The sequence below is a fragment of the Gemmatimonadota bacterium genome (assembly GCA_039715185.1).
Classification (GTDB): Bacteria; Gemmatimonadota; Gemmatimonadetes; order Longimicrobiales; family RSA9; genus DATHRK01.
The window spans coordinates 18,162-27,654 of sequence record JBDLIA010000043.1; the positions used below are offsets into that span (position 1 = coordinate 18,162).

Annotated in this window: 9 protein-coding genes; 5 read left to right on the plus strand and 4 right to left on the minus strand. The window is 70.4% G+C overall.

The features are described from left to right. Positions 1–16: 16 nt before the first annotated feature. Complete coding sequence (locus ABFS34_09490; protein ID MEN8375668.1) at positions 17–901, plus strand: sulfite exporter TauE/SafE family protein; 885 nt, start codon at positions 17–19, stop codon at positions 899–901. Here ABFS34_09490 and ABFS34_09495 read toward each other — a convergent pair. Then, positions 891–2,450 carry a M28 family peptidase gene (locus ABFS34_09495; GenBank protein MEN8375669.1) on the minus strand — a complete coding sequence of 520 codons (1,560 nt, stop codon included), beginning with the start codon at positions 2,448–2,450 and terminating at the stop codon, positions 891–893. The genes ABFS34_09490 and ABFS34_09495 overlap by 11 nt on opposite strands. A 2-nt stretch (positions 2,451–2,452) precedes the next feature. Continuing rightward, the gene (locus ABFS34_09500) at positions 2,453–2,899 is read right to left on the minus strand and encodes a DUF4112 domain-containing protein (protein ID MEN8375670.1); all 447 of its coding nucleotides are present in this window, start codon (positions 2,897–2,899) and stop codon (positions 2,453–2,455) included. Between the two features lie 136 nt (positions 2,900–3,035). On the opposite strand from ABFS34_09500, the gene ABFS34_09505 reads away from it, so the two are divergent. From ABFS34_09505 to ABFS34_09520, 4 genes are all read left to right on the plus strand, one after another. Then, positions 3,036–5,255: a Na-K-Cl cotransporter gene (locus tag ABFS34_09505; protein MEN8375671.1), complete on the plus strand. Its 2,220-nt coding sequence runs from the start codon at positions 3,036–3,038 to the stop codon at positions 5,253–5,255. Positions 5,256–5,329: 74 nt separating this feature from the next. Continuing rightward, a complete protein-coding gene (locus ABFS34_09510; protein MEN8375672.1) occupies positions 5,330–5,611 on the plus strand; it encodes a hypothetical protein in 282 nt (93 codons plus the stop codon). A gap of 58 nt (positions 5,612–5,669) precedes the next feature. Beyond that, positions 5,670–5,945, plus strand: a complete 276-nt coding sequence (locus ABFS34_09515; protein MEN8375673.1) for a hypothetical protein — start codon at positions 5,670–5,672, stop codon at positions 5,943–5,945. 116 nt (positions 5,946–6,061) lie between these two features. Then, complete coding sequence (locus tag ABFS34_09520) at positions 6,062–6,475, plus strand: hypothetical protein (GenBank protein MEN8375674.1); 414 nt, start codon at positions 6,062–6,064, stop codon at positions 6,473–6,475. Positions 6,476–6,602: 127 nt separating this feature from the next. Here ABFS34_09520 and ABFS34_09525 read toward each other — a convergent pair whose 3' ends face one another. Together ABFS34_09525 and ABFS34_09530 are read right to left on the minus strand one after the other, a co-directional pair. Then, positions 6,603–7,910, minus strand: a complete 1,308-nt coding sequence (locus ABFS34_09525; GenBank protein MEN8375675.1) for an amidohydrolase family protein — start codon at positions 7,908–7,910, stop codon at positions 6,603–6,605. After that, positions 7,907–9,316 carry an amidohydrolase family protein gene (locus ABFS34_09530; protein MEN8375676.1) on the minus strand — a complete coding sequence of 470 codons (1,410 nt, stop codon included), beginning with the start codon at positions 9,314–9,316 and terminating at the stop codon, positions 7,907–7,909. Before ABFS34_09530 ends, ABFS34_09525 begins: the two co-directional genes overlap by 4 nt. Positions 9,317–9,493 lie beyond the last annotated feature (177 nt).

Consider the following 9,493-nt stretch of genomic DNA (forward strand, 5'->3'; position numbering starts at 1 on the left):
CCCACATTGGGCCGCCGTGACTACGCTCGGACTCGTTCTCGCGCTACTGGTCGGCGTCTCCCTCGGACTACTGGGCGGCGGCGGCTCTATCCTCACGGTGCCGATCTTCGTCTACGCCCTCGGGATCGAGGCGAAGTCGGCCATCGCCATGAGTCTGGCGGTGGTGTCGGTCACCGCGCTGGTGGGCGCGGTCACTCACTGGCGGGTGGGCAACGTGGCGCTGCGGACAGCGTTCCTGTTCGCGCCGTTCGCAATGGCCGGGACCTTCGCGGGAGCCCGCATGTCCGCGTTTTTCAGCGGGGCCGGGCAGCTGACCTTGTTCGCCTTCGTGATGCTGGCCGCGGCGGGCTTCATGCTGCACGGTAGGCCCGACCCTCCGGACGAGGGCGACGTGGCGTCGCCCTTCCGCCTGGCCTTCGTGGCGCTGCTGGGTCTGGTTGTAGGCGTGCTCACGGGGTTGGTAGGCGTGGGAGGCGGCTTCCTGATCGTACCGGCGCTGGTCCTCCTGGCGAGGGTACCCATGAAGCGCGCCGTGGGCACCTCCCTGCTCGTGATCGCGTTGAACGCGGGCAGCGGCTTCTGGGGCTACTTGGGGTTGGTGGATGTGCTGTGGTCCTTCATGGCGGGCTTCGCCGCCGTGGCCATCGTGGGCATCCTCATCGGCACCCGACTCGTCCGCCACGTCCCCGCGCTGGCGCTCCGAAAGGCATTCGCCGTGTTCTTGATCGGGATGGGCCTCCTGATCCTCTACCAGAACCGCGCGGTGCTGTTCGGCGATCCGGGCGCCGACTCCCCTGGCGCGGCCGAGGCGCGAGCGCCCGCCGGTGATCCGGCGAGGGAGGTCGCCGCGATCGGGGCGACGGACGCTCGGCCTCGGTTCGATAGGCCCGTCAGCGGGTAAGCGCCCGCACCTCCTCCAGTCCCTCCGGCTCCCAGCGCGGCGGCTCCTCGTCGTCGGCCACCGCCAGCCCGGTCAGGAAGGCGAGGCGAGCCACCCGCGCCACCTTGTCCGCGTCGATCAGCTCGATTTCATCCGAAGGCCTGTGGTAGTCCTCGTGCACCCCGGCGAAGAAGAACAGCGCCGGGATCTCGTGCCGGGCGAAGTTGAAATGGTCGCTGCGGAAGAAGAAGCGCTGCTCGGGCCACAGGTCCTCGGAGACCGTCAGCCCCAGCTCCGGATAGCCGCTGGCCACGCCGCGGACGAGCGGGCCCAATGACGAGTACTCCTGCCCGATCACGACGATCGAATCCGGGGCATTGCGGGCGACCATGTCGATGTTGATGTTGGCGACGATGGACGCCACGGGCACCGTCGGGTGGTCGCTGAACCAGCGCGACCCCAGCAGTCCCTTCTCCTCGCCGCTGACGGCCAGGAACATGACCGAGCGCGCGGGCGGGGTGTCGAGCGCGGCGAACGCCTCGGCGATCTCCAGCAAGGCGGACGTGCCCGACGCGTCGTCGTCCGCGCCGTTGTAGATCGAGTCGCCGGACTCGTCGGGGCGGCCGACGCCCACGTGGTCCATGTGCGCGCTGAAGACCACGTACGAGTCGGCCAGCGCGGGGTCGGAGCCGCGCAGCACGCCGGCCACGTTCGGCGCGGTGGCGGCGTCGCTCTCGCGGGCCGTCGCTCGATAGGTGAGGACGCCGGCGGTCCGCGGAGGGACGTCCCCGGCCACGGCGTCATCCCAGAAGCCCACCAGGTCGGTCTCGGGAAAGAGTCCTGCGGCAGCCTCGCGCGCCACGTAGAACACCGGGATCTGCTCCTGCGCGCCGCCCAGCACGCGCCCTGGGCGAGAGGTCGCCTCGTCCAGCCGCGCGAAGCCGGCCGGGCCCACGGAGGCGTCGAGCACCAGCAGCGCGGCGGCGGCCCCTGCGGCGGTGGCTTGCCGCACCGCGGACGATCTGCTGATCCGCCAGGCGCGATCCGCCGGATCTCCGGCGAGGGGCATGACGGCGATGCGGCCCCGCGCCTCCGCGAACGCGTCGCGAGGGCCGTCGATGTCCAGGTACACGGCCTCGGCGTCCTGGCCGGTCCCCGGCGAGCCCGGCGCCGCCGCGAAGTGCGTCCCGAGGACCAGCTCCTCGCCGGACGCGGCGATCAGGACCGGGTCGCCGGCGCGCTCCACGAGCGGATACGGGTAGCGCTGCTGGAAGAGTCCCGCCTCCCCGCCGCGCTCCAGCCCCATGCGATCGAACTCGCGCGCGATGTACGCCGCCGCGCTGTCCAGTCCCGGGCTGGGCGTGTCCCTGCCGCGCAGTCGGTCGTCGGCCAGGAAGCCTACACGCTGGAGGATATCGTCGGACCCGATGCCCGCGATCACGCCTGCGACGGCGTCCGCCGACCGCAGCGCAGCGACCTCGGCCGCCGGCTCCGGTTCGGGCTCGGCGTCGGCGCCACAACCGGCCAGCACCAGCGCCAGCGCACTCGCTCGAAGTCGCCGTCGTGCCATTTCTACCCTCCAAGTAGTGTCCGCAAAACAATGTATCCGGCCCAAACAGCGAGGCCGGACAGCGCCGTGAGGGCGGCTATCACGACCGCCGTGAACCCCCGACTCGCTCCCTTCACGGGCGCCGGGTCCTCCAGGAAGCGCTCCAAAAGCAGCGCGTTGCGCGCGTTCGCCTTCCACGCGAAGTCGAAGGCGTCCCCGAGCAGCGGGACCGCGCCGAGCGCCGCATCCAGCGCCACGTTCGCGAGCATGCGGCTCAGCACGCCCCGCGGCGCGCCGGCCCGCACGGCGGCCAGCACGATCGCGGTGGAGAGCGCCATCCCGGCCGCGTCCCCGAGACCGGGTAGCAAGCCCAGCAGCCCGTCCAGCCCGATCCGGAAATCGGTTCCCGGGACACGGATCGCGCGATCCAGCACGCGCGCCAGCGTCCGTACCCAGCGGATGTCATTCACGGGCCGAGACCTCCTTTCGACTCCCGTGGCGGCGCCCGGGTTGGCTCCGTTGCGCCCCGGCCCATCGACCAAGCAGGTTTCGGTCCGTGCCTCCCACTCCATACTCCAGCCGCGCCCCTGCGGGCGCCTCCGCCCGATGAATCGCGCGCAGACCGCGACCGACACGCCCGACGTGCGCCGAGGAGACAAGGGTCTGGGGACGTTCGGCGGTGTGTTCACGCCGTCGATCCTGACGATCCTGGGCGTGATCATGTACCTGCGCTTCGGCTGGGTCGTGGGCAACGTGGGACTCGTCGGGACGCTCGGGATCGTGACGCTCGCGACGGCGATCACCTTCCTCACCGGACTGTCCGTGTCGGCCATCGCCACCGACCGCCGGGTCCGCGTCGGGGGCGCGTACTACATGATCAGCCGCGCGCTCGGCATCGAGACGGGCGGCGCGGTGGGCATCCCCCTCTACATCGCCCAGGCGCTGTCGGTGGCGCTGTACACGATCGGTTTCGCCGAGAGCGTCGCCGGCGTCTGGCCGGCGCTCGACCAGCGCATGGTGGCTCTGGCGGTGACGGTGCTGGTGGCGTTGGTCGCGATCCGATCGGCGGCGTTCGCCATCCGCGCCCAATACGTGATCATGGGCGCGATCGGGCTGTCGCTCATCTCCCTGCTCGCCGGGCACCCCGCGCGCGAGGGGTCAATTGGCGTGCTGCCGGACGCGGCGATCCTCGCGACGGACGTGGGTCAGGTCGGGTTCTGGGTGGTGTTCGCGGTGTTCTTCCCCGCGGTGACCGGGATCATGGCCGGCGTGAACATGTCCGGGGATCTGAGGAACCCGGCGAAGTCGATTCCGCGCGGCACCCTCGCCGCGATCGGCGTCGGCTACCTGATCTACATGGCGCTGCCGCTTCTGCTGGCGGTGTGGGCGGAACCGGAAGCGCTGCGGACGGACCCCCTGATCATGCGGCGCATGGCGATCTGGGGCGACGCGATCCTACTCGGCATCTGGGGCGCGACGTTGTCGAGCGCGGTCGGTAGCATCCTGGCCGCCCCGCGCGTGCTCCAGGCGTTGGCCCGCGACGGCGTGCTGCCCCGGCCGATGAGATTCCTGGCCAAAGGCAGCGGACCGTCCGATGAGCCCCGGGCGGGGACCGCGTTTACGATGGGGATAGCGTTGGCCGCGGTCGCGCTCGGCAACCTCAACGCCATCGCGCCGGTCCTGACCATGTTCTTCCTCACCACCTATCTGGTCCTGAACGTCGCGGCCGGGGTGGAGGGCTTTCTGCGCAGTCCGTCCTTCCGGCCGGTATTCCGCGTGCACTGGTCGCTGTCGCTCCTCGGTGCCGTCGGCTGCCTGTGGGTGATGTTCCTCATCAACGCGGCGGCGACGGTGGTGGCGGCGGTCTCGATCCTGGGCATCTACGTGTGGCTGGAACGGCGCGAGCTGGAGGCCGCCTGGGGCGACGTTCGGCACGGCGTCTGGCTCGCGCTGGTGCGCGCCGGCGTGTTCAGGATTCGGGCTCAGGCCGACGCGAAGAACTGGCGCCCGCACCTGCTGGTTCTCTCCGGCGCGCCGACCACGCGCTGGCCGCTGATCGAGTTCGGCTCGGCCATCGGCCACAGTCGCGCGCTCATGACGGTGGCTTCCGTGGTGCCGCCCAGCGTGGGCGACGTAGGGAGGCAGGAGAAGCTGGAGCGGACCATCCGCGAACACCTGGCGCGACGCGGCGTGCGAGCGCTCGTGCGGCTCGTGAGCGCGCCCGACCCGTACTCCGGAGCGGAGCGGTTGGCCGAGGCCTACGGACTGGGGCCGCTCGTGCCCAATACCATCCTGATGGGGCAGAGCGAAAGCAAGGAGCGCCGGGCGCGCTATTGTCAGATGATAGCCAACCTTCACGCCGCCCGACGCAACGTGATCATCCTGCGCACGCACCCCGGGCGCGGGTTCGGGCAGCGGCGCCGCATCGACGTCTGGTGGGGCGGGCTGCAGAAGAACGGCGGCCTGATGATCCTGCTGGCGTATCTGCTGCGCACCAGCGTGGACTGGGGTCTCGCGCACGTGCGCCTCAAGCTCGTAGTCGAGAACGAGGACGCCGCGGAGGCCGCGCGCCGCAACCTGGACGAGCTCATCGGCGGCCTCCGCATCGGCGCCACTTCCGAGGTGCTGGTGAGCGACGGACGACCCTTCGCCGAAATCCTGCGCGAGTCTTCCGCCAGCGCGGACCTCGTCTTCCTGGGGCTCGCCCAACCCGGCGACGACTTCGCGGCCTACTACGCGCGCACCGTGGCGCTGGCCGACGGACTGCCGTCGGCGGCGTTCGTGCTCGCCGCCGAGGACCTGGAGTTCGCCGACGTGCTGGCGTAGGGTCGGCCCTTGCGCCCGGGCGCGCGTGGCACGATGCTCGCCGCCAGATCGATCCCTCCGAAACCGGGTGGTCAATGAAGCGCGCGCTGTACGGATTTCTCATCGCCACGGGCTTCGTCCTGAGCCTCGTGGGCATCTATTCGGTAGCCGTTACGATCGCGTCCGGGGCGCTGCTCGGAGCGCGCGCGGTATGGCTACAACTCGTCGGCTATTTCGCCCTCGGGTATCTGGGCTTGCTCTTGTGGCGCGTCGGCTACCGCGGCTGGCGTGCGTTGTCCGGCCTGGGAGAGAGGACCGGCGCAGTGGTGGGGCCGCCCGACTACTCCGGGGAAGGCGATCAGCCGATCGACCCCTGAAACCGGTACGGGCGCCCGCGCGTAATGGTGCGTACCCCGGTACCCGGAGACGAAACGCATGGAAGAGCTGATCCCGATTTTCCTGTTCCTGATGATCGGCGCGGTGGCCATTTTGAGGCCCGTGACCAAGAAGATCGGCCTCCTGATCGAGGCCATGGCCGAGGAACGGAAGGCCGCCCTGCGGGGGCCATCCGACTTGAGCGCGGTGCAGTTCGAGCGGGTTACCCACCTCCTGGAGCGGATGAGCGACCGCTTCGATCACATGGAGGAGCGCGTCCAGTTCGTGGAGCGGCTGATCGACAATCGGGAGCACAAGGGCCGTCTGAGCGTCTGATGCCGGCGGATCTTCGGATCCCCTGGCATGGCAGTTGCCCTTCTAGTGCCCCGACAAAGGCGGCGATCGCAATCGGTCGCACGCGTTGGTGTGGTCGGAGATGGGAGTTGGGGAAGATGAAGGCACGACTTGGAGCCGTCCTGCTGCTGGCGTTGCTCGCGATCCCTGCGACTTCGGTCGCGCAGGAAAGGTCGGCCGATGAGGATGCGCGCCCGGGGGCCTCGGCGGTGGTCGGCCAGAACGCGGGCGAGCATCTGAAGGACACCGGAGCGATCGACCTCCCGGCCGGTCCGCGGGTGATTTCGCCCCGATTCGAAGCAATCTCCCTGGAGCCCAAGGTCGAAAACCGGTTCGCGACCGACGACGTCGCGCTGCGACCCGTGACCAGGGGTCATGCCTCCGCGCTCATGATAGCCGGAGCGGCGCTTCTCGTAACGGGCATACTCATCGAAGGGGACGCTGGGGCGCTGGTGGCGGTCGCGGGCGCGGGGATCGGCGCGTACGGCCTGTACCTGTACTTCTCCGTTTGAGTACAGACGCGCCGCGCGGTGTCTGGTGCGAAAAAAGTTGCGGCCCCGACGAGTTTCCTCGCCGGGGCCGTTGGCGTAATGAGCGCATGGCCTGGCCGTGGCCCGCTACGCAGGCGCGGCCGGTGGGCTACTTCTTGTAGGCTTCAGGCACGGCCCCCCCGATCGAGCGGTAACGCTCCAGCAGCCTGTCCTGGCGCGTAGGGGCGTCCATCTCCCGGCCGGCGATGAACACGTGCTCGGCGCGCGTCAGGGGCTCGAACGGATCGCCACTCCAGACGACCACGTCGGCGGACTTGCCGGGCTCCAGCGAGCCCACGTCCTCCGCCACGCCCCACACCTCCGCCGGCGTCAGCGTGACGGCGCGCAGCGCGTCCGCGTACGGCATGCCGTTGCGCACGGCGGCGCCCGCCAGCAGCCGCAGGTTGCGCACGTTGTGTGTCCCCAGAGCCGGTGAGCCGACGAGCACGCCGGTGGAGAACGCGACCGGAACGCCAGCTTCGGCGAGGCGCGCGGCGCCCTCCAGGGAGATCGCCAGCCGGTCGTAGCTCGGGATGTTCTCGGTGGGGTTGGTGACGACGGGCACGCCCGCCTCCGCGATCGCATCGGCCACCACCCAGCCCTCGGCCGCGCCCGACAGGATGAGGTCCAGGCCGAACTCCTCGGCGAGCGCGATCGCCGCCAGGATCTCCGTCGTGCGGTTGGCGTCCAGCACGAGCGGCAGCTCGCCGTTCACGACCGGTACGAGCGCCTCCAGATCCAGCCGACTCAGCGCGTATTCGCGTCGCGCCCCGGCGTTGAAGGCGCCCCTGTTGGCGGCGTAGTCACGCGCGTCCTGGAGCGCCTCGCGCATGCGCATCAGCGCTGCTCCGCGCGATCCCCCGAACCTGCCGGCGGCGCCCTGGTCCAGCGCCGACACCATCGCCAGCGGGTCGCGCACAATCAGGTCGGCGGGGCGAGCGCCGTCCAGGTCGATCAACGCCGCCTGGCCGCGGATCAGCGCCGCGCCGGTGGGCCTCACCACCGCGCGCGTGACGCCGCCCGTCGCCGCCACCGGGATCAGAGTGGAGAAGGGGTTGAGTCCGTCCGAAGCGCGGAACGCGGCGGTGACGCGGTCGTCCGAGCTGGAAGCGTCCACCGTCTGGCGCACGGCGCCTATCTCCACGACGCCGAGTTGCGAGGACGACTCGATCAGTCCTGGGGTAACGACCTTGCCCGTGCCGTCGATCACGAGGGCGCCCGCCGGCGCCTGCAAATCGGCGCCCAGGGCCACGATCCGGCCGTCCTCGAAGACGATCGTGCCGCCCTCGATCACGCTTCCGGAGACCGTGTGTATGCGCGCGTTCGTGACCGCGACGGTCTGCGCCGCGGCGTCTCCGCTCACCAGCACGAGCGCCGCCAGCCAAGCGGCTCGGACAACCTTCCTGGCGGGCGTCACGGGGTCACCTCCTCGGGCAGGATGCCAAGCATGAAATCGGCGAGCGGCTGGTGCTCCGGGTCGGAGCGGTCGTAGGCGATGGCGCCGTCGATGAGGACCAATTCGGCTCGCGAGTAGATGCTGAACGGATCGCCGGACCAGATCACGACATCGGCCCTCTTGCCGGTCTCGAGGGATCCGACCTCGTCCTCCACCCCCAGGGCTCGCGCGGGATTGATCGTGATCCATCGCAGCGCGTCGTCCCGGTCCAGGTCCAGGCCGGCCTCCAGCCCCGCGGCGAGCGCCACCGCCGCGTCCACGTTCATTCTCTGGACGCCACCCGAGTCGTCGGTGTGCAGGATGGCGCACGCGCCGGCATCCTCCACCAGCGCGATGTTGGCGCGGATGCCGTCGTAGGACTCCAGCTTGAAGCCCCACCAATCGGCCCACATGCTGGCGCACGTGCCCGTTTCGGCCAGGCGGTCGCGCACCTTGTACGCCTCGACCGCGTGGTGGAAGCTGGCGATCTCGTAGCCGAACTCCGCGGCGATGTCGAGCATCACGGCCATCTCGTCGCCGCGGTAGCAGTGGTTCTGGATCCGGATCTCGCCCGCCAGCACTCCCGCGAGCGTCTCGAGCCGCAGGTTCCGCTTGGGGCGCTGCGCCGGGTCGGCGCCGTCCGCCTCCCATTTGTCCGTTTTCCGCTTGTAGTCGGCGGCCTCGATCCAGGCCGACCGGTATCCGGCCACGTTGCCCATGCGCGTCGACGGCGAGCGGCCGCGCCCCCCGTAGACACGCTTGGGATTCTCTCCGCAGGCCATCTTCAGCGTGTACGGCGCGTCCGGGAACTTCATCCCCTGCATCGTGCGCGAGGGCACGTTGCGCAGGGTCACGCCGCGGCCCCCGAACAGGTTGGCCGATCCCGGCAGGACGTGGAACGTCGTCACCCCACCGGCGAGCGCCAGCGCGTACTGCGGATCGTGAGGCCAGACCGAATGCTCGGCCCAGACCTCGGCGGTGTTCGGGGAGGTGGCCTCGTTGCCGTCGCTCAGCGACGCGTCTCCGGGAGCGGCGTACACGCCCATGTGCGAGTGCGTGTCGATGATGCCCGGCGTGACCCACTTGCCCGTGGCGTCGATCTCTCGCGCTCCCGCGGGGGCGTCCAGATCGGGCCCCACGGCCTCCACGAGCCCGTCCACCAGGAGCACGTCGGCTCGCTCCATGGTCGGCCCGGCCGCGGTCATGACCGTCGCCCCTCGTAAGACGGTGGTCTGCGACGGCATCGGCTGATAGGTGGAGGCGAAGGCGGCTGCCGCCTCGGTGGGGGGTGAGTCGTCCTGCGGGGTGGGTGGCGCCGGGGGCTGAGCCCCTCCGGCGCACGCGGCCGACAGGCTGAGCCAGACCGCGACCGTCCCCCCGCGTAGCATGGGCTTACGCATGGCTGGTGTGGTGTGGTGTGTATATGTGTGGTCACGCCCGTCCGAAGGCGCGCCAGGGCCGACCATAGTGGACGCTGCCCGGTGCGGCCGGCAAGCGACTGAACGCGCGCTAGTGTACCGTTGCAGAAGTCCCGTAGGCATTCGGCCCGCGCTGCATCCCGCGGC

What these genes read in the sequence shown, in the direction of transcription:
- ABFS34_09515 (MEN8375673.1), top strand. Translation starts at nt 5,670, where the DNA reads ATGGAAGAGCTGATCCCGATTTTCCTGTTCCTGATGATCGGCGCGGTG.
- ABFS34_09510 (MEN8375672.1), top strand. Translation starts at nt 5,330, where the DNA reads ATGAAGCGCGCGCTGTACGGATTTCTCATCGCCACGGGCTTCGTCCTG.
- ABFS34_09530 (MEN8375676.1), bottom strand. Translation starts at nt 9,316, where the DNA reads ATGCTACGCGGGGGGACGGTCGCGGTCTGGCTCAGCCTGTCGGCCGCG.
- ABFS34_09495 (MEN8375669.1), bottom strand. Translation starts at nt 2,450, where the DNA reads ATGGCACGACGGCGACTTCGAGCGAGTGCGCTGGCGCTGGTGCTGGCC.
- ABFS34_09520 (MEN8375674.1), top strand. Translation starts at nt 6,062, where the DNA reads ATGAAGGCACGACTTGGAGCCGTCCTGCTGCTGGCGTTGCTCGCGATC.
- ABFS34_09505 (MEN8375671.1), top strand. Translation starts at nt 3,036, where the DNA reads ATGAATCGCGCGCAGACCGCGACCGACACGCCCGACGTGCGCCGAGGA.